The organism is Cryobacterium sp. Y29, assembly GCF_002929825.1.
GTDB lineage: Bacteria > Actinomycetota > Actinomycetes > Actinomycetales > Microbacteriaceae > Cryobacterium.
The window spans coordinates 1-20428 of sequence record NZ_PJJN01000026.1 but is presented as its reverse complement, the minus strand read 5'-3'; the positions used below and the strand labels follow the sequence as shown (position 1 = coordinate 20428).

General features: G+C 59.9%; 15 protein-coding genes and 1 pseudogene. 9 read left to right on the top strand and 7 right to left on the bottom strand.

Features of this window, described 5'->3' with window-relative positions; genetic code table 11:
* Positions 1-372: 372 nt before the first annotated feature.
* Both CXY74_RS02860 and CXY74_RS02855 read right to left on the bottom strand, forming a co-directional pair.
* Positions 373-1353 (bottom strand): hypothetical protein, encoded by a 981-nt coding sequence (locus CXY74_RS02860; protein WP_104199042.1) that lies wholly within the window; start codon positions 1351-1353, stop codon positions 373-375.
* A 243-nt stretch (positions 1354-1596) separates the two neighbouring features.
* Positions 1597-2838 carry a site-specific DNA-methyltransferase gene (locus tag CXY74_RS02855; protein WP_158252286.1) on the bottom strand — a complete coding sequence of 414 codons (1242 nt, stop codon included), beginning with the start codon at positions 2836-2838 and terminating at the stop codon, positions 1597-1599.
* A gap of 282 nt (positions 2839-3120) precedes the next feature.
* On the opposite strand from CXY74_RS02855, the gene CXY74_RS02850 reads away from it, so the two are divergent.
* The 4 genes from CXY74_RS02850 to CXY74_RS02840 all read left to right on the top strand — a co-directional run bounded on the left by CXY74_RS02850 (position 3121) and on the right by CXY74_RS02840 (position 5052).
* On the top strand, positions 3121-3333 hold the full coding sequence (locus tag CXY74_RS02850; RefSeq protein WP_104199040.1) for a hypothetical protein: 213 nt from the start codon (positions 3121-3123) through the stop codon (positions 3331-3333).
* Positions 3334-3975: 642 nt separating this feature from the next.
* Positions 3976-4302, top strand: a complete 327-nt coding sequence (locus CXY74_RS02845) for a hypothetical protein (RefSeq protein WP_104199039.1) — start codon at positions 3976-3978, stop codon at positions 4300-4302.
* A gap of 9 nt (positions 4303-4311) precedes the next feature.
* Positions 4312-4449, top strand: a complete 138-nt coding sequence (locus CXY74_RS17250) for an SOS response-associated peptidase (RefSeq protein ID WP_146070041.1) — start codon at positions 4312-4314, stop codon at positions 4447-4449.
* 15 nt (positions 4450-4464) lie between these two features.
* On the top strand, positions 4465-5052 hold the full coding sequence (locus CXY74_RS02840; protein ID WP_104199038.1) for an SOS response-associated peptidase: 588 nt from the start codon (positions 4465-4467) through the stop codon (positions 5050-5052).
* 292 nt (positions 5053-5344) lie between these two features.
* Here the strand turns inward: CXY74_RS02840 and CXY74_RS02835 are convergent, their stop codons facing one another.
* A complete protein-coding gene (locus CXY74_RS02835) occupies positions 5345-6280 on the bottom strand; it encodes a restriction endonuclease (protein WP_233193180.1) in 936 nt (311 codons plus the stop codon).
* A 365-nt stretch (positions 6281-6645) separates the two neighbouring features.
* Between CXY74_RS02835 and CXY74_RS02830 the strand changes: the two genes are divergently transcribed.
* Genes CXY74_RS02830 through CXY74_RS02815 form a run of 4 tightly spaced genes read left to right on the top strand, consistent with a single transcriptional unit; the run spans position 6646 to position 13456 of the window.
* The gene (locus CXY74_RS02830) at positions 6646-9903 is read left to right on the top strand and encodes a helicase-related protein (protein WP_233193179.1); all 3258 of its coding nucleotides are present in this window, start codon (positions 6646-6648) and stop codon (positions 9901-9903) included.
* Positions 9900-12686, top strand: coding sequence for a DNA methyltransferase (locus CXY74_RS02825; protein ID WP_104199037.1), 2787 nt, complete (start codon positions 9900-9902; stop codon positions 12684-12686). The genes CXY74_RS02830 and CXY74_RS02825 overlap by 4 nt, the downstream gene beginning before the upstream one ends.
* A gap of 53 nt (positions 12687-12739) precedes the next feature.
* Positions 12740-13069, top strand: coding sequence for a hypothetical protein (locus tag CXY74_RS02820; protein ID WP_146070040.1), 330 nt, complete (start codon positions 12740-12742; stop codon positions 13067-13069).
* A 51-nt stretch (positions 13070-13120) separates the two neighbouring features.
* Positions 13121-13456, top strand: coding sequence for a hypothetical protein (locus CXY74_RS02815; protein WP_104199035.1), 336 nt, complete (start codon positions 13121-13123; stop codon positions 13454-13456).
* Positions 13457-13503: 47 nt separating this feature from the next.
* Here CXY74_RS02815 and CXY74_RS02810 read toward each other — a convergent pair.
* From CXY74_RS02810 to CXY74_RS02800, 4 genes and pseudogenes are all read right to left on the bottom strand, one after another.
* Positions 13504-14096: pseudogene (locus tag CXY74_RS02810) on the bottom strand (recombinase family protein).
* Between the two features lie 259 nt (positions 14097-14355).
* Positions 14356-16341 carry a DUF3732 domain-containing protein gene (locus CXY74_RS02805; protein ID WP_158252285.1) on the bottom strand — a complete coding sequence of 662 codons (1986 nt, stop codon included), beginning with the start codon at positions 16339-16341 and terminating at the stop codon, positions 14356-14358.
* Positions 16341-16838 carry a three component ABC system middle component gene (locus CXY74_RS18350; RefSeq protein ID WP_370446115.1) on the bottom strand — a complete coding sequence of 166 codons (498 nt, stop codon included), beginning with the start codon at positions 16836-16838 and terminating at the stop codon, positions 16341-16343. Before CXY74_RS18350 ends, CXY74_RS02805 begins: the two co-directional genes overlap by 1 nt.
* Positions 16835-17902 carry an ABC-three component system protein gene (locus CXY74_RS02800; protein WP_146070039.1) on the bottom strand — a complete coding sequence of 356 codons (1068 nt, stop codon included), beginning with the start codon at positions 17900-17902 and terminating at the stop codon, positions 16835-16837. The genes CXY74_RS18350 and CXY74_RS02800 overlap by 4 nt, the downstream gene beginning before the upstream one ends.
* Positions 17903-18609: 707 nt before the next feature.
* Here CXY74_RS02800 and CXY74_RS02795 point away from each other — a divergent pair.
* Complete coding sequence (locus CXY74_RS02795) at positions 18610-20388, top strand: hypothetical protein (RefSeq protein WP_104199032.1); 1779 nt, start codon at positions 18610-18612, stop codon at positions 20386-20388.
* Positions 20389-20428: the final 40 nt, after the last annotated feature.

The following is a 20428-nucleotide window of genomic DNA, read 5'->3' as shown; positions in this document are numbered from 1 at the left end:
ATGATCCAGTTGTGTGCTGTCACCTCACAACGAATCAAGGAGAGCGGCAGCTGGGAGCATTCAGTGCGTACATCGCAGCCGGGCAGCTGGCCCGTGATTGTCAGGGGCGCTCAGCGGCTCGGAGTCAGCGGCCTCAGCAACCAGCCTGCTGAGAGCCTGACAGTTCAGAGATAGGTCCTGAATGGCGCGTTCCGCTTCGGTGCGCCCTCACCCACCGCGGCGACAGCATTCGGCGTCTGATTCTTGGGGTTGTCAACGGGATTGGTGATCAGCGGCAGAGCTAATCGGGCGTTGTTCGAGCTTGTCGTGTTTCGCGAGCCAATCTCGGACGCTGTCTTGAGTGTCCAGAGGATCCCGGGATCCGTCCCGTGTTCACCGGCCCGTGGCCGTGTCCATCGCAGAATCCCAAAGTCCCTGAGCATATCGTTGCCGTTCCAGAAAAAACTCTGCGATGCGCGCACGTTGCGCTATCGACGCGAACGGCCATGGGAGGAAGAACTGGTCGGCCCAGTCGGCATAGTCGCCGGCGTTGAGCACGTGTTGAGCGACGGCGAGGATGCCACCGCGTTTGGCGACGCTCTCGCGTGCATCACGGGCCCCGATAGCGCTGATGAGACGCTCCGGGCAGCGCGGGACTCCGAATGAGGATGAGAAGTGGTTCCAAGCCCTTTCGCGCCCTTCTGCCAATGTCATGAATCCCTCCTCGATTTCGTCCTCCCACCAGTCGTGTGATTCGTCACCGGGGCGCGGGTTTCGGATGTTCTGTGCCTCGATAGATATGGCCGCGTCGCTTAAGGTCAGGGGGGAAACGTTGAGGTAGAAGTCGTCGCGTGGACGGTGCATCTGAGGCGGCCATTCTTCAAGGAGCCGTTCTGCGATGGCATTCCTTTCAACGGCAGATAGCTCTCGCCCCCTTGTGATGGCCTCAAGCCGAACTTCCGCTTCGAGAATATCGCGCGCCTCAACGTCCACCTTCTGCGAACCGAATGCACTGGCAGCGACAGCAGACCGTATTGCGTCTCTCGTCCAAGGCCTTAAGAGAGGCGACACCTCAAGCAAATGTGTGAGAGCCGACTGCGCAACGTCTTGCGCATCCGACAGGCAATCTGTTGGACTGTTGCGACGGGCCTCCTGGATGGCGAAGATCACCGCTGCCGAGTCCGACAGAGCCACGAGGTCCTCGTTCGCACCCTTCAGCTCGACTCGACATTCGTTCCGCCGGTGGAGGGCAAATCGTCCTCCGTTCGTCGTTTGAAGCGCGGTGTCCTTCTCGCGTCGACGTTTCAGAAGCGCTGAGGCGTGGGTAATTGAGCAGGCTTGCTGAGCTTGGGTATTGATACCTTTTCTTCTCATACTTTGCTTGTGCGCGGCAGCTCCTCGAGTTTTCGGATTGCGAGGGATCGGCGCGTTGGTGGTTCTAGCCGCGACGCGTGGCGCGACCGCAGGGGTCACTGGTTATTGATGCGCCCGCATGCGGGGCGGCCCTTGCAACGTCCGCGCAGTCCGTCTCGACTTCTGCTGGAGTCCTTCGGGATCTGGCGCGGCTTGGCCGGCCACTTACCGGTGTTGAAGCACGTCGTCGTGGGTTTCGAAAGGCTACGGGGCTCGGAGAAAGTCCACATTCTCTGAGTAAACAGGCCCTATGTAGGCAGAACCGTCTTCGCGAACCCCGGTCACGATCGTCTCCAGCCGTGGCCGACACACGCTGCGGAAAACGCCGTGCGCTTCCCATGCGTCGTCGCCCGGTTCACTCCCCGCGGCACGAAGCGTTTTCTGTTTGGCGGCCGGGACTTCGTTGTTGGTGATGAGGATGGCCCGCCGTGTTCCGCCGTCTTCGGCGTTGAGCGTCATCACGGCCTCAGCTGTTGTTCCCGAGCCGGCGTAGAAGTCGAGGATGGTCGCGTCCGGGCCCGCCATTATTCTGAACCACCTGGCCAACACACGGTGATCCTTCGGGTGAGCGAAACGGGTTTCTCCGGGAAAGATTCGATTCAGGTGCTTCGTGCCCTCAGACCTGCTGAGGTTGAACGTTGGTACCGGCACTTCGTCAAGCTGTTCATCGAGGAAGAGCTTCCGCCAGGGTGTCGTGGTCTCATCCGGGCCAAAGAGGATGCGGCCCTGTTCAACGTAGGCGTGCAGCGTCCGTGGTGGTCCGACCCAATCTCCGGGCGGAGGTACTACAGGGCGCCTGGTGCTCGGGTGAAGAAGATCGTATCGGCCGGATCCGCGTCCGGCTGGAACACCGAGAGTTCCGATGCGAAATACTCGGCCGTCCTCGTCAACGCGCGTGTATTCGCCCAGACCGCCGGAGAACTTGTATTTCCGCCCAGTCCACCATTTACGGAGCAGCGTCGTAGCCTGATCAGCTGAGCCCTTCGATTGTGCCCATGCCTTTGCTCCTGCTTTCAAGATCTTGTCGACTCCGACTTTTGGCTCCCGCCATCGGACGTCCGCGTCCATCATGCTTTGTTTGGAGCGGCCGTAGACGACCATGTAATCGACACCTCCACCGGTGAACCGGCGCCCGCTGTTGACATCACCTTGGTGGATGAGGGTCGTGAGGAGGTTGCGATTTCCGAAGACTGCATCAGCCAGGACTCGTAACCTGCCGATCTCGGAATCGTCGACTGCGATCACGATGACGCCGAGCCGCGTGAGAAGTTGCCGGGCGATTACAAGACGTGCCCGGAGGTTTTCCTCCCACTCAGCATGATCATCTCGATAGCCGAGATGTCTAGACGTCCCGTTGTAGGGCGGGTCGATGTAGATCAGGTCTACAGAGGCGGGCTGAAATTCGACCAGACGTTCGAGGACCGACAGATTGTCGCCCTCGATCACGAGATGAACGGGGGCTGCTGGATCCCCACGGCGGATTGACGCGGTCCGCGGGAAAGGCTGCGAGGCAAGAAACACGAATTGGCTCCGGCGGATACGAACCGATCAGACAACCGGTCGGGGACGAGCAGAGCGACATGTCCACTGTGATCAGGATATCTGACGATGCAATCGCTCGATCGACGTGCATTCATCGTGGGGGATGCTGGCCTGACACAGCCAAGGAACGCCCACCATCAACAAATATCCGATGCGCGCTCCTAAAGCCGAATCTCGTCAGTTGAGGTGACCGGCGACCGCAGCTTCGGCCACCTGGAAGGGCTGCCACTCAAGTCCTTGGAGATACGCGACCAGTTCGCGGTTGTCCTCGACGAGCATCGAACTGTCGTCAATGTCGAGTTCGTCGAGCCGCTCGGCGACGGCGTCGCGATACTCCGCCGCTGTGGAGTTGAAATCTACTCAGGAGATATCCCGGAGGTCGAGCTCGAAAATTCGTGATTCGGAGAGACGACCGTCGCGGCGTAACTGGCGCATGTTTGTCAGGAACTCGCTGAGCTCGGTGTTGGCCTTTTTGTGGTTTTTCATAATGAACCGTTCGTTGTGGCTGTGGGGCCGGTCTGGGTAGTGCATCGGGCAAACGGAGGAGGGGCGGAGCTTTGGGCTATTACTCCCCGTCTGAGTGGTCTATGCGTCGTGTATTTTGGTGGCTGGGTTCTTAAGCACAGGGAGCGGCCTATTTCGTCATTGGGGTGGCGAGCATCATTGGATCGCTGTGGTTAGAGGCATGTGACGCTGCGTTCGCTCTACCGCTTTGAGCAGTCGAGACCTGCCCTAAACGGATGACAGTGGATGGGACAGGAATGAGATGGAGCTGGCTCGCTGTCCTGGCGTCTGATGATGGAGAACGTCCTGCTGCCTCGTGCAGTCTTCGCTGAGGCGCGAGTAGTGCCGCTTCGCGGACTCGCCGGGCATATGCCGAAGCGTCCCGGGCGGCGGCGTGAACGCAAGGTAGTGCAGGGTTGCCTATGTTTCCGGGACCGTCGTCGTACGGACTCGTCGTTCCCACCGGCCGGTGGGAATGCTCGTAGGAGGCTGAAACAGCCGTCGAAGTTCTTTAGAAGATATGTTCTAATATTTGGTATGGGCACAAATAAACAGAACCCGGGCCTCCCTGAGCGGTTCGGCCGGATCTCGACAGATAAATACCCGCCGGTCGAGCCCGCGCATCCTGACCTGAACTCCCCGGTACCGATCGGGTTGACCTGGGAAGAACGCGGTGGTGCCGGAGCACCCGTCACCGTGGCTCCGGAGCCCATATCGGTGATCGCGTGGGTGAGATACCCCAACATCAGCACGCATGTTGACGCGCACGCTTTGGCATGGACGCACAGCGCCGTTTACATTCAGTGGCAGAGCAGGGGAGTGCATCGACTGTGGGTGTGGGCATCCGCGGTCGACCGGCTGTAACGTCACATCATGTGCGGCAGACTCGTAGTCCCCAACACCATTGACGAACTTCTGAGCGTCTTCGACGCTGTCGGGGGAGACTTCCACGATTGGCACCCGAGCTGGAATATCAAGCCAACCCAAACAATCCCCGTCGTCATTCACTAGGCCAAGGGTGACGTAGTGGCTGTTGGTCGGGTTGAGCTGGCGCGTTGGTCTCTCACCCCGTCATGGTCTAGAGAACTAAAAATCAAATTTCCTACCGTCAACGCCCGGTCGGAAGGCATCACCGATAAGGCGACGTGGCGTGGCCCGGTCAAAACGCATCGTGCCCTCATCCCGGTCACCGGGTATTACGAGTGGCAGACGGACCCCACCACGAAGAAGAAGAAGACCCCGTTCTACATTCACAGCGCCACTGATGAGGTCCTCGCTTTCGCAGGCCTGTATTCGTGGTGGAAGGACCCTGCGAAAGCAGCAGAGGATCCGACTCTGTGGACGCTCACTGCCACGATCCTGACCTCTAGCGCCGTCGACGAACTCTTGCACATTCATGACCGGAACCCAGTCCCGCTGCCGCGGGACTGGTGGGATGACTGGCTGGACCCTGACCTGGTCGGTGATCAACATTTCGTCGACGCGGCCATACATGCCGCACTTCCCGTCGCTGCGCAGCTCGACATCATCGAAGTTGCACCGCTGCCGCCAAATCACGATGGGGCAGACCTAATTCTTCCCGTGACAACCGACTTAAGATTCGTCCCGGTATGACCGATGCTGTCAGGTCTACGGTTCACTAATCCGTTCGCAGACGTTTTCACGCGACCCGCTTGCACTCGTGTCGTCTGGCTCCGCCCGGAGAATGTCAGCGACAACGAGGAAGCCCTCTCGCTGCTTGATCGGCTTTCCGTCACACTGGCGGCGTCCTTGGTATCCCGAACGGTCAACAACGTCCCTAGCCTCGATAATGAGGACCGGAGACTACCAAGCAGATCAGACCATGAGCTGGCCTGGGACCTTAGGTCGATTGGGAATCCTTCGGCGTCGATCACCAAGCAGAGTTTCAGTCGAAGAAGTCGTCGTCCACTTCGACGACGGCATAGGTCTGTTTTGATTGGACGCCGACAAGGTACTTGATCATTAAGGTCACGAGGCGTTGGCCGTCGATGAGGATAATGCGGGATGGTACACCGGCGGTGTAGCTGATGGCGGCAGGTGTGAACGCGCTCGTCGTGATGAAGACACCGCGGGTGGCACCGAAGCCGTGGAGAGCGCCAACGAACGCTTGGATCGTTTCGCGTCCGATGTTGCTCCCCAGCTTGTATCGCTTCGCTTGGATGTAAACCTGGTCGAGGCCGAGGGCATCTTGGTCGATGATCCCGTCGATGCCTTCGTCACCCGTGCCGCCGATTCGCTTTCCGCGCTGTTCAACTCCGCCGTAACCCATTTTGAGGAGAAGATTCACGACGGCCTGTTCGAAGAAATCAGGATGGCTCTCCCGTAGCCGGCGCAAGAGTTCTTCACCAACTTCCTGATGGATGCGGTTGATGCCGTCTTCGATCTGCTCGACAGGGTCGAGCACTTCCAGGATCGGAATGGGCAGGTCGGTTTCGTGGCTCGGAGTTTTCCGGGCCTGCGACGGCCAGAAGGGGGCAAATACTTCCCGGGCTTGGCCATAGGTCAAGCCGTCAGGGTTTTCCGCCATCCAGGCCCGGCCAACCGCGTTGATCGCGTACTGACCTCGAGCTGGACGGTCAATCCATCCTGCTCGGGCCGTGTTGGCGAGGACCCAGCCCATTCGATGCTCATACCGCAGGCCACCCGAGTTCAGAGTCTCCGTCCGGGCGGCTTCATCGAGCCCGGCCGTTGCGGCGGCACGGTCGAAGAGATCTTTGCGATGCAGGGTGCCGTTTTCGCTGAGAACCTGCAGGATCGGGATGATCAGCGCGGGCCAAACGGGAACAGTGAATTCTGTCTTCTGGTCACCGGCGATGCTCACTAATGCCCCCTATCGATTTGATTCAGGTTACCGTCAGCTCCGATGCGTCGGCGGCACCCTGATTCTCTTAGACGCGTGGAGACGTCACCTGGAGCACGGTTGGTCTCACTGACAGCGAATGAGTGTCAACGCTTCGGAGTCGGGTTCCTTGTCGTGATTGTCAGGTGGTCGTCGGTTCGCTGATTCGTCAACCTCGCGTTCACACGCACGCCCTAAAGGAGACCGCAAGACGTCGTCATCCTCGGTCCGCGAAACCGGATGGCCGAGGTTCATGGCAGTGCCGATCCGATGAAGTGGGCGTCGCCACGCACATTCGCTCGGGCTGATCGTTTTAGCTACCGGCGGTTTTCCGGGAAGATAGGCAGATGACTCGTATATTCGACAACATTGATCAGCGCCTGGGTGATCAGCTGGAACTCACCCTTAGCGCCTTCGATCGAATGGATGTCGCAGTCGGATATTTCAATCTGCGTGGCTGGAAGATATTCGACCAGCTTGTCCGGGACAAGGCGCAAGGTGACCACCCCGTTGTTCGCATCCTCATCGGTATGGTTGCCACTGGCCCACAAGATGAAGCTCTCGATGAGCTGCAGGCATCGGTTGATGGTCTTCCGCGGCCAGAGGCAGACCCGGCCAAAGCACGCGAGCGCAAGGTGCAGTTGCTCGAGCAATTACGGGTTCAACTCATGCGCGGGTTGCCGACGACGGCGGATCGGGTCACGCTCGGTTCGCTGCGTACCCTCCTAGCGGAGGGCGCAATTGAGATCAAAGTCTTCACCCGCCGACCGCTACATGGAAAGACCTACGTCTTCCACCGCGTAGACGTCACTAACCCCATCACCGGCTACGTGGGATCTTCGAACCTCACTGCACCGGGGCTCACCCACAATCTCGAGCTCAACGTTGACGTCGTTGACAGCGCCGGGGCCAAAGACCTTGCCGACTGGTTCACAGCGCGCTGGGATGACAAATTCAGTCGACCTGTGACTGCTGAAATTCTTGATCTCCTCGACGAATCATGGGCGACCGTCGAACCGCGAAAGCCCTACGAGATTTTCCTCAAGGTTTGTTACGACCTCTCCCGCGACGTTCGCGAGGGTCTCGCTGAGTACTCTGTTCCGTCCGAGATTGAAGAGAAACTCCTCGACTATCAATCAACGGCGGTACGAACTCTCGCTCGACGCATCATCACCCGACGTGGGACGATGTTGGGCGACGTGGTGGGCCTTGGAAAGACCCTCACCGGTATTGCGGTCGCACTCATGCTTCGAGATGAGCACGGGTACATGCCCCTCATCATCTGCCCACGGAACTTGGTCACGATGTGGGAGCAGCACCTCGAGGCGTATGACCTTCACGGTCGTGTCGTGCCCTACAGCATGGCCCACGCCGTGCTGCCAGATCTCCGCCGCTACGCCTTCGTCATCGTCGACGAATCGCACACCCTCCGCAACGATTCACGCCAGGACTACCGCGCCATCCAGGACTACATCCAGCGCAACGACAGCCGCGTCCTGCTGCTCACCGCAACCCCCTACAACCTACGATTCACCGACGTCGCCAACCAGCTGGCGCTCTACATAGACGAAGACGAAGACCTCGGAATTTCCCCGACGAACGCTCTCCGACTCGACCCGAAGCTGTACGACAAAGTCGACGGCAAGATCACCACCCTGGCGGCCTTCCGCCGCTCCGAAGACCCGGATGACTGGAAACGCCTTATGGGGGAGCACCTGGTCAGACGAACCCGGTCCTTCATCAAGAACAACTACTCCCTGGAAGCGGAGGATGGAAGCAAATACCTCCAATTCTCTGACGGGACCAGGTTCACGTTTCCGGTTCGCCACGCCAGACCGATCGAGCATTCCTTTGGGGCCAATGATCCTGCGGCGATCATGGCCGACGACGAGACCCTAGACACTCTCCGGAACCTCTCCCTGCCCCGTTACGATATGGGCGCTTTCCTTGCTCGTGGCGCGACTCTGAGCGATTACGAAAAGGAATACGTCGAGAACCTTGCCCGGGGCCGTGGAAACGTCGCTGGCTTCGTCCGCACAACGTTCTACAAGAGACTTTCCTCCTGCGGGCATTCCTTTACCCTTTCGCTCCGCCGGCACATCGCTCGCAATGAGCTCTTTGCCTACGCGATCGACCAGGGCCTCTCCATCCCGACCGGCACCATTGTCGACAACAACCTCCTCGACGACAACGACCCCACCGAATCCGAGCTCGACACTGCGGAGCACCTCGGCGAAGACCCCAGCCGTCGATACGAGGCTCTCACTGCCGCAAACCCCAGCGGAGTCTCCTGGATCCGCCCGCAACTCTTCACCGACGCGCTTGCTATCGCCCTGGCGGCCGATACCGAGGCCCTCCGTAGCCTCCTCGAGTCATACGGCATCTGGTCGCCCGCAGTCGATTCCAAACTCGCTGCACTGGTGGCCCTCGTACGTGAAACTCACTCGAGCGAGAAGATTCTGATCTTCACCGAGTACAAAGACACCGCCAACTACATCGCCTCCGCCCTGCACGCCGAGGGCATCCCCGCCGTCGGTGTCGCGTCAGGTGACAGCGAAGACCCCACCGGCCTCGCCCGACGCTTCTCCCCAATTTCCAATGCCCTTCCAGGAATGGACATCGAATCGGGTGGAGGGGAACTCCGCGTCCTCGTGTCAACCGACGTCCTTAGCGAAGGTCAGAATCTCCAGGACGCCCATATCGTCGTCAACTACGACCTGCCCTGGGCGATCATTCGCCTCATCCAACGCGCCGGTCGTGTTGATCGGATCGGACAGAAATCCGATCACGTCCTCATCTACTCGTTCTTCCACGAGTCCGTGGACGCTGTCCTATCGCTCCGTCAGCGCATCGCCGATCGACTCACCGCAAATGCAGAAGCGTTTGGATCTGATGAGCAGTTCTTCGGCAGTAGTGGCGAGGTCAAGACGATCAAGGATCTTTACAACGGCACCGTCGACGACACCGACACAGCAGAAGACGTCGACGCCTCGAGCCTCGCCTACCAGTACTGGCGGAACGCCGAAGAGCTCGACCCAGAACTGACCGCCCGCGTGGCAAAGCTCCCGGATCTGGTCGACGCGACCCGGACGAAACGAGCAACAGACACCGAAGAAGGGCTGCTCTGCTACGTGAGGACCGAAGCCGGCACCGATGGCTTCGGATGGATCTCACCAGGCGAAGAACCTCGGCTGCTGACCGGCCTCGAAGCGCTGCGCGCCTTCGAAGCCACACCCGACGAATCCGGACTGGAGCACCGACCCGACCACGAAGACCTCCTCGGGGAGCTCGTGCGCGGGCCCCTCGCCACACCGAGCGCCGCCGCCGGCAGGCTGAGGGGAGTCCGACGCACCTTATGGAGGCGCCTTGGCGACACCGTCTTCCATTACGACGCCGACACCGACGCGGCCCTCGACGCCCTCTTTCAACACGCTCTCACGGGCGAAGCCGACCGACGGCTGCGTCGGGCGCTACGCAACGGGACAAGCGACGAGGACCTCGCAGCGCGAGTCTCTGCGCTACACCGCGACGGTCGTCTCGTCGTGGAATCGCGCAGCGGTAACGACCCCGTCCGTATCGTCAGCAGCATGGGAGTACGACAATGAGCACAGCACATCTCCTAGGCCTGGTCGATGCACGAGAATATCGCGAGCTGTTCATCACAGAACTCGGATGGAGCAACCCTGATCAACCCGCCCGCGAACTGGAAGCTGACGGCGAGTCGTACGTAATGACTCAGGTCGCCGGCTACAAGGGCCTCCGGATCTGGTATTGCGCACAACTGCCTGCGCGAAAAGTCCAACGTGTTCTCGACGAGATGATCGGCCAAGACAGCCACGAACGACTCATCATTTTCGCTACAGACGAACGCCAGGAATGGCGCTGGCCCCGCCGCGCCCAGCTAGGCGGAGCAAACGCGAAGCTCCTCGTACACCGACACATCGCTGGGCAGTTAGACGAGCACCTCGGTAGCCAGCTTGCCGCGATCACAATCGATTTCGATGACGACATTTCCCTCCTGGAGCTACTCGCCAAAATGCGACTAGCTTTCGACGCAGAGGCCGAAGCGGCATCAGTCAAAGCCGCACGCCTCATGGGGAGGCTCTACAGCGAGCTCGAAGCCTCGGAATCGAGCGAGAGAGACGCAACGCTCTTGCTGGCTCGACTCCTCTTCCTGTTCTTCGGCGACGATTCGGGGATGTGGAACGCCGGCATGTTTCAGCGCTACGTCGCCGATCACACATCGGCTTCGGAACTTGACTCACAACTGACCGCCCTGTTCGTTGTCCTTGATACCGAAAACCGAGCAAGCCTGGATTTGGAGAGCGGCCCGCTTGCAGAATTCAGGTACATCAATGGCGGTCTGTTCTCCGACGAATTGATGATCGTCCCTCTCACTGAGGGATTCCGGAACGCACTCCTGGAAGCCTGTGATTTCGATTGGGGCATCATCTCTCCAGCGGTCTTCGGATCGATGTTCCAAACAGTCAAGAACAAGGATGCTCGCCGCGGTGGAGGCGAGCACTACACCTCGGAAATCAACATTCTCAAGACCATCCGCCCGCTGTTCCTCGACAAACTCAATGCCCGCCTCGAATCCAGCTGGGACAGCCGAAAAGAACTCACCAAGCTTCACTCCGACCTCGGAAAACTCCGCTTCATCGACCCCGCCTGTGGCTGTGGGAACTTCCTCATCGTTTCCTATCGTGAACTTCGAGCCCTAGAGCTCGAACTCATCAAGAGGCAGAGAGATCTCGACATCATCGAGGGAAGAGTGACCGTCGCCAGCCGAGGGCAACTGAGCTTCGATGTCACAGGCGACATCAAAGTCACCCTCGACCATTTCTACGGCATTGAGATCGAAGAATGGCCGGCTCGTATCGCCGAAACCGCAATGCTTCTCGTCGATCATTTAGCGAACCTGCGGATGGAACAAGACTTCGGGCTGGCTCCCGACCGTCTGCCGATCCGCATTGCCGCGACGATCGTTCACGACGATGCGCTCGAAGCCGATTGGGCGAGCATCCTGCCCGTCACCGATTACACCTATGTTCTCGGCAACCCCCCGTTCGTCGGCCTTTCACTACGCACCGACGAGCAGACCGCAGCGCTCAAGAAGGTGTGGGGAAGTGGCTATCACGGCACCCTTGATTTCGTCTCAGGCTGGTACAAAAAGGCAATTGACTACGTAGGTGACACACAGGCCCGGGTGGCGCTGGTCTCCACAAATTCGATCTGCCAAGGCGAACAAGTGGCACCGCTCTGGGGTGCGGTCCTTAACGCGGGATTTGGCATCGACTTTGCGCACAAAACCTTCGCCTGGACTACGGAAGCCCCCGGCGGCGCAGCGGTCCACGTCGTCATCGTCGGCATTTCAAGGAGCGCTCAGCGAGACCCCGTCCTCTACAACTACGAGACTCCGTTCTCGGTACCCACCCAGCATTCAGTTCCTAATATCAGCCCTTACCTCGTCGAAGGCCCCTCGACAGTGGTCTTCCCCCAGACGCGACCACTCGGACCCGATCTCCCGCTGGTTGCCTACGGGAACAAACCGACCGACGGCGGCTTCCTCATCGTGGAACCCGAGGATTATCAACGATTCGCTGACGACCCGATTGCCGCTAAGTATCTGAGGAAGTACATCGGGGCGCGAGAGATCCTTCACGCCGAGGATCGCTGGTGCCTGTGGATGACAGACCTCGCCCCCGGCGATCTCGAGTCGAGTGCACTGCTGCAATCTCGAGTCGACGCCGTCGCCACTTTCCGAGCAGAGAGCAAAGCCATTTCCACCCGAGAATTCGGCAGCCACACTCTGTTTAGACAGATCGCGCAACCAGACCTGCCGTATCTCGCGATTCCTCGCCACGTCAGTGAGAGCAGGCTGTACTTCACCGCCGGCTACTTCGGTCCCGAAACCATCGCCAGTGACGCCACCTTCGTCGCCCCTGACCCGGACGGTATCGCGCTCGGCATCATCTCTAGCTCCATGTTCATCACTTGGCTGAAAACCATCGGGGGTCGACTCAAGTCCGATGTGAGGTTCAGCAAATTAGGTGTGTGGAACACCTTCCCCATTCCGCAGATGAGCAACGCCAACAAGAAGGCCGTATCCGATGCGGGCAAGAAAATTCGCGAGGTGCGAGAACAATTCGTCGATAGCTCCCTTGCAAACCTGTACGACCCAGTCCTCATCCCTCGAGCGCTCACCGACGCCCACTCAGACTTGGACCTGATAGTCGATCGACTGATTTCCTGCGAGGACGGCGTCTTGACGGAAAGGGACCGAATTCGAATTCTTTTCGCCAAGTACACGGAATTGACGACCAGCGGACAGTTGTCGATGCCTTCCGAGAAAAAGCGTCGACGCTCCACCCCGGCCCGCCGATGATCACGGGGGACCGACCGGACATCAACGATCCCGGTCAGGTGTTGAATGGCCTAGTGCTATCCGTCGCAAAACTGCTTCCGTTCCCCGTCGAGCTAGATGCCGATATGGGCTACACCGGTGCCCTATTCATCGACCTCGGGAGGCGTGGAGGCGATGAAGACCCGCCAGATACGGCGAGCATCGATGCCGAGGTCCAGCCGGTGGTCTGGGTCTTCGACGTCGAGGGAGGCAGGCAGACCGTGGTGTCCGACTTCGGCCCAACAGCAGCTCCTGGGGAGGTTGCTCGCTGGATCGCCACCGAAGCCCTCCGCGCTCAATCCCCAGCGACTCTAGGGCTGATGCCGCGTCGTGCCGGAGATGAGGCGGCGCCCGGCGAGCGGTGACCTGCCGACGGCGACACGTTCGGCCTGGATCTGCACTCGCTGGTTGCTGGTGTGAAGAGATACTCAGATGACGTCGATGAGTCGAGGCTTCAGGAGATCAGCAAGAAGCTCATTGAGTGCGCAAAGTTCACTGCAACGGACTCCGACGGTGTTACTTCGAGCATGGAGATCTTCCCCACCTCTCTCCCAAACTACGGCGACGGGGCCCTTGCCTTCCGCCTGCAGGCCTTGGTGAGTATGCTCGTTGTCCTCATCGATTCCGTCACGATCATGTCAGGCCATAACGTCATCACCATCAGCCAGACCGGACTAGGGGCAATCGACACCACTCTCGCCGCGCACGTCGCAGAGCAGGTCATGGTGAACCTCGACGCCGCCACCAAGTAGGACCTGACCCCGGTCCTGACTACCCGAAATGTTTGGGCGCTGAGGGGCTAGAGCTCTTGGGGTAGCCCGAGATCGCACGACCGACGGTAGAGGGTGGCTCGGGACATTCCAAGGTCCCGAGCCACTTGGGCCGCTGGCTCTCCACCTTCTATGAGACCTCGGGCTTACTGATTTGGCTGTCGGTGATGGTCCGCGGGCGACCGCCCAGGTCCTTGCGGGCCGCGCGGCGTTTGGTGGTGGAGTCGATCACTCGCTCTCGCTTTATTTCGTGTTCCATCGGCCCAAGCGCCGCCATGATCGTGAACAGCCTGGACCTCATCGGTGTCGCTGTATCAACATCGCGACCGCCCAAACTCAACACCCTGAGGCCGGTGCCGCGGCCGCGGAGCTCCTCGGCGAAAGCGAGCATGTTCTGCGTCGATCGGCCCAGCTGGTCCAGAGTCGTGATGACGAGAGCGTCACCGTCTTCGAGGGCGTCGAGCGCCCGGTGGAAGTGTGGCCGTGATGCTCGAGCGCCGGAGGTACCGTGGTCGATATAGAGGTCGTCGCGCCAGACGCCTGCGGCGAGGATGTCGGCCTGTTGCCGGTCGGTGGAATGCTGGCGCGTCGATGCGCCCGCGTAGCCGATCAGTTTTGTCACTCTGCCCGGGGGTTTCTCATAACTAACGGTGAGCACCACAATGCAAGCAGAGGGTTATGCGACGTAGTTATGCGATTCGCCGGGCCCCGAGATGCCGCACGTCCTCTACGGAAAAAGGAAGTCGTGAGGCGTCTTATATCCCTAGGCTTACAAGACGCTCTTCATCGTTGGCGCCGAGACTGTCGCTCCTGCGCAGGTGCCTCAAGTCATCTGGTTGTTCCCCTGGATGGTGCGTCGCCTCAATGCGGCTGAGGAGGGGTCATGATTGCTGCGGTTCGCTGTCGTTGCTCTTGGATTTCCGTGCGTACTGCTTCCAGCTGTCGGGGATGAGCTTCTCACCGTCGTGCCAGTCGTACCGAACGCGGCTGGTGAACCATTCGTCTGAGTACCGGGCATGGTCGATCATGATCACCTGCATTACACCAGCGTGGGCGGCGGCAAAATTGGCGACCACTTTAAACATCGCTCGCACTCGCTCGCCTTCCCGGTCGGCGTTTCCATCGGACGATGCCGACAGGTCGCCCTGAAAATGGGCTTGGCTGGGCTGATCGAGCATCAGGAACCGCGGCACCGGCCGGTTCTGCCGAACGAAGTAACGGTGCAGGGCTAGGTGTGCCGCGATGTGGTAGCCGACCCAGTTGGCGCCACTGCCGAATCCGGTCAGCTCAACGGGCCCGAACTCTTCGTCGACGACGATGGTGAGCGCGTTGATGTCCAGTCGTACGGGACGGTCGGCACTCTCCGCTTCGAGTTCGCGGCTGTATTCCCCAATGTATGTCCCGATGACGTTCAGCCGTGACGTTGTTTGCTCGCGCACCTCGTCGCTGCTGAGCTCCGCATCGAGACGTTCGACGCGCAATTCCGCATCGCGTTGGTCGGCGCGGAGCCGATCGAGTTCCGCCTGGTCGGACGATTCTGCGCTACGGAGGATGGCGTCGATGCGGCCACGCACGAACGACTGCTGGGCCGTGATGTCGCTAGGACCGTCCTCGCCGGCAGAGCGTGCTGCCGCGTCGAGTGACCTGCTGGCAGAAGCAAGAGAGTCCCGGATCTCAACGATTCGGGCGCTGATTCTCGTCACCGCCTCCGCCCGGCGAGGTTGCACTTGCTGCACCTCGGCCAGGCTGTTTCGGAGTTCACCGAGCCGCTCCTGTAACTGCGCGACCGTGGCGTCGCGTTCGGGGAGCTCCTGCGCGCAGAGGGGGCAAGTCATCGCGTCGCTGTCATGATCCGGGAGCAGGCCGATGCTTTCAAGCCTGCCAACTTGCGCTTGCAGTGACCCGGAGTACTCGGTTTCGCCGCCGCGCTGGTCGAGAACGAGGTCGCGGGTGGAGATGGCGCGATTCAGTTCGCTTCGCAGCCCTGCAATATTTGCCTCAAGACGTCGCCGCTCGTCCTGCGCGCGAACGTCCGCGTCGGGAGTGGTTGGTTGCGAGGTCGCGAACTGAGCCGCGTAAAGGATGGACAATGCTGCTGCTCGGTAGTCCCCCGCCTCGATGAGACCGTCGTTTGCGAACAGGCCGACTGAGCGCGCCTCTCCGAGGAGGTCCCGGAACACAGTGTCGCGTTCGTTCGCGGCGTTCTCCGCGCGACCGAGGGTGGCGTCGGCACGGCGGAGGGCCCGTTTTGCGTCCCGGAGCGCTTCACGTTTCCGTGCTTGGCCCCCGTCTACGGCGCCAAGGAAAAACGGGAAGGTGTCCCGGAGGGCTAGTTTGATGCCATCTTCGGCTTGCCGGTGGAACAACGTCGACTTCGTGGCGATCTCTTCCTGTTCCTGCAGGCAGAACAGAGCGGCGGTGCCGAGACCGACGGTACGAGGGCCGGCACCGTAGTCATTGGCTTCCAACATGACGTTGTCGAGCCCAATGCGGGCGCCGATCTGCACCCTAAGTGCGTCGGAGTCCACATTCTCGCGAAGTTCATTGAAAGCCGGCATTTTTAGGTCGGGGCCACCGAACTCGAGCAACGCCCGGGAGTTGGTTTTCGTTCGCGATGCTTCCCTGCCCGCGACGACGCGGCTACCGTCGTCGAACTGCCACATAACCGCGTACCAGGCGATGGTGCTAAACATCGCCGTTCGCGGAACGGTCGCCGCGTCTCGGCCGAGGCAATAGTCGACGATGGTCAGCAGTGCGCTCTTGCCGGTGCTCGACTGGCCGGTGATGATGTTCAGCTCACCGAGCCGGAAGTCTACATCGCGGATTTCGCCGACATGGTTGTAAATCCTAATTTTTAGCAGTTGCACTACGGTCTGACTCCAAGTTGAGTGAATATATTTGCGGGGGATCCAGACCGGGCGAACCATCCGCCGGTCAACGCCGAGGCTACAGCGATGCTTCGCAGTTCCGTGTGAGGAGCGACTTTCGTGTGTTCGGCGATCGTGGCGTGCAGGCCGGCGTCGGGTTCGAGACTCAACAACCCGGTCCGGAGCCCGAAACGGAGTCCCTCACGCACGTACGGAGCGAACGATTTCGCTCGAGCAGGGAATCCTGCAAGCACGTCGGCGTTGTCGTTGACCCAGCTCGGGAAATGTGTCGCGAGCGACCTGGGGAAGCGAGCCCTGGTCGGAGCATGCAACGTCAGCGGAGCGACGAGAAACGCCAGCGACCAAGGCAGCACCGTCCCAGTATCTCGCTCAAAGCGAGCCGTGCACCATGCCACGCAGACAGCGCTGATAGCAGGGTTCAGAATATCCGATGCGGGTTGCGGGCGACGTGGCCATGCCGCAATGCCACCGTTCACTCCGCCGCTCCTACCAGGACACCGGCGAGGATTCGTTCGAAGTCGGGATGCCACCCGTATTCGCCGTCGTTAGCGATGTTATGGCGAGTGCCTCGCGCGTGAAACGCGACGTTAAACTCTGGCCGGATTGTAACCTGGACTGATTCGCTGAGCGTGCGGAACAGCTCACGTCCTCTGACCGCTCGCACATCCAGGTCGATAACGCCGTCGGTCTCCAAATCTTCAATCATCTCGTAGAACCGGCGAGACCATTCATCTTTCAACGCTGTCTGGTACCGTTCAAGCTCGTCATCGAACAGATCACCGTTCTGCACCCATTTTGTGGTGTGGGCGTACGCGCGCAGGTAGTCCACGACCGCGTTACGGAGCGTGCCGGTTCCGACCTTCACCCACCTCAGCTGATCAACAAAATGCTCGTCGTGACCGGCGGCAACCTTCTCGTCGTCGAAGTCGAGGGTGAAATCGACGACGAGTGCGTCGACACGGAAGTCGTCCCGAATGGTCTGCATTCGTTCGTACAGTTCCGCCGCCGATACCGAGCCGCCTCCGACGACGGTGCGGTTCTGCAGAAGGATCGACACCGCGCGGCTGTCCCACCAGCCCCAGAGACGACTACGGTACTCAGCAACATGCTTCGACGGAACGAACGGCGCCAATTCGGCATCCAAGAGCAGATCAAGTTCCGCGACGGACGCCTGCTCACCGAGCACTCGTATCCGGCTCAGCAATGATGCTCGAACGGACGGGGACACCTTCGTCCACGCCTCCCGTCCCGGCTGCGTTGCGACGGAACCGGTCCCCGAAGCTGTATCGAGGAGGGATAGTGCTTTAGCAATATTCCGTTCTGCGTCATTGATTCCGAGCAACGACGCCGCGCTGCCAGCTTGCACCGGAGCTGTAGTGACCAACGTCAGCATTGGACCGTCCACGGCCGCGAGTGACGGAGTTTGAAGCCATACCCGGATCGTCTTCCAGAGGTCGACGCTTTTGTCGGTCAACGACGTTTGCGATACGTGCTGCTTCAGTTGGATCGCGCTAAGCGGATGGCCCGCGGCGTCAGTCAAGGTGACATCGTCGAACACTTCCAACGTCATCCGCACGGATTGATCCGAAGCCCGCCGCGACGATATGAGCAGCTCGTACATCGCCCACCGCACCTGATATAAGAACCCCAGCGCCGACGCAGATGCATCAAATCCGGCCATCATTTCCCCCTGAACCCAGCATGCCTGGCAGTATTCCCTCACTGTGCTGGTCTGTTGCAGCGACTGCTAGGTCAGCATGGTCGCAGCGTGCAGCACATCTCGGAGTCCCGGTCCTCGCGGCTGGGAACTCTTCTCGTGTTGAGACTAGCGGGCGGGAGGAGGACTATCCGCCCACGTCGAGCACGAGAACAAAACGAGGTGCAATGTAACAACATACGTGCGGATGATCTACTGCGACATTAGTCAGGATATATATCGCAAACTGTCTCGCAACCGATGTGCCTCACAACCCAGGGGATAGGAGGCCCCTTGGTTATGCGACACATGCGATTCAGGATCAGAGCATGTTGGTTGGTTTCAGGTCTCGGCGGATTTTCGCGGCGACAGCGCCACGGCCCGTCGCTCGTCTGGCGGCCCGAACGATCGATCCCAAGAAATTCTTTCGTTGGACCATCGACGGTTCGCATCGCCGAACCAGCTCGCCGCCTGCCGTTGATGATCTGTCTCAGACCTGCTGTGGCCGAGTCCAGCCATAACGGAACGGCATCGCCCCCTAAAGTTTGACTATGACTGGTGGACTTGACTGGGCCGTTCTCGGTGACCGTGGCGGCGAAAGCCTGGAAGATTTCATTGCCAAGCTTTTGCGTCGCGAGTATCCCGATGCGCAACAGATGACCCCGGCGCAGGGTGACGGAGGTATCGACATCTTTCGTCGAACTCCCGAGGGTCTCGTTGTCTGGCAGATCAAGAAGTACGCGGCTCCGATCACCTCTGGCCAGTGGACGAAGATCAAGAAGTCGTGGAAGACGTTTTGGGACACGCACGTTGAGCCGACCGGCGATGATGCAATTCCCGAGATGATCGCCGCGTATTACCTCGTAACGCCGTGGACCCCCACGGAAGAGAGGTATCGAAATTTTGACAACCTGACGGTGTCGGCGACGTTCCTCACACAATGGGACAGCGACGCTTTCATTCAGGGTCTGGCGGAAACGTACCCTGCAATCACGGAGCACTTCGTTCACGGTCCTGGAGGTTATGAACGGTTCGTCAAAGAGGCAGTCACGCTTGCTACAGCTCCCGTGGAGCGTACGGGCGATATCAGCATGGCCGAAGCTATCAACGTGCGCCAGGAGGCTCTAGACGCTCTGCGTGATTCGATCAATGACAACTACTACGTTGACCGGGGAACTTTCACCGCAAGCGCGGCGGGCCCGCCGATGCCTCGTGCCGGCGAGGTTGGAGTATTCTTCCGCTGGACCTACCTCGACAACAATCGCTGGGAGTATCAGGCCGTTGTTCCGGCTCATGCCCAGGCAGTTGAACTCGAGCCGCTTTCTACCCAGGTAACCTTCCTCGACCCGCCCGGCACTGAGGTGTACGAGTCTGTGCAGCTCTGGAAAGAGTGGGGTATCCCATTCGCCGACGCACGAGCAAGAACCGTTCAATCCGGAGGTCCCTTCGACGGCGAAGTTGTCGAAGAGTCATGGTTGAGCGTCATGCTCACGGACGACTCTCATCGCTCAGACCTCGCTCTTCGTGTCGTCGGCACCGACGGGGCAGTCAAGTTTTCGATTCCCCTCACCGGAGTGACTGCGACGAGTGGGGTGTCTACAGATTGGATGCGAGTGCATGCGACCACGCCTGCACAAGTCCTGACATTCGAGTTGCGCGACGACAGGAGCGGCGAAAACCCCAAGGTCGCTTTTGCAGTCGGCAATGTCGACGGGCTCGACCCGGCAGACGTGCTCGACGAGATTGAGTTGATGACGACGATTGATCCGGCTGACACCTTCTTCATTGAGATGATGACCGGCGCGCAGATGTTGAAGGGGGAAGGCCTGATGACTCCCACTTCTCTTGCGACTCACTATCGACCGGTTGCAGCGGGTCTGGTCTCTCTCCAGGCGAGTGCCAAGATGAACTTTGTCATGCCCGACATCAGGGAAATGCAACTCGGGCAGTTCGCACGTTTCGAGTCGCTCGTCTCCATTTATGAGGGAGAGGCGCACGTCGGACACTGGAAAGAGATTTCGATGACCATTGCTGACGACGCGACCCCCGAACAGATCGAGGGGGCAAAGAGTGAACTCCGAGCCCTTTCTCGCGGCGAGCAGTCTCCGGTCGCGATCGAACAACCGACCATCTCGTTGGCGGACCGATCATTCGTCTTAGCTCGACCGATCGTTACCAGCCGAGTCTCCTTTACGCCACTCGAAGACGCGGTCATCGACGCACTCGGCCCAGGCGAAACCGTAGTAATAACTCCGGGTTCTGATGATTCTGTGATCACAGCAGCAGTGGTCCGGAACTTGTCAAGGCGGATGAGACCAGTGGGAGTTTAGGCGGCTAGTTCGAGCCCTTCGTTCTCGGTGGGTTTGTCGG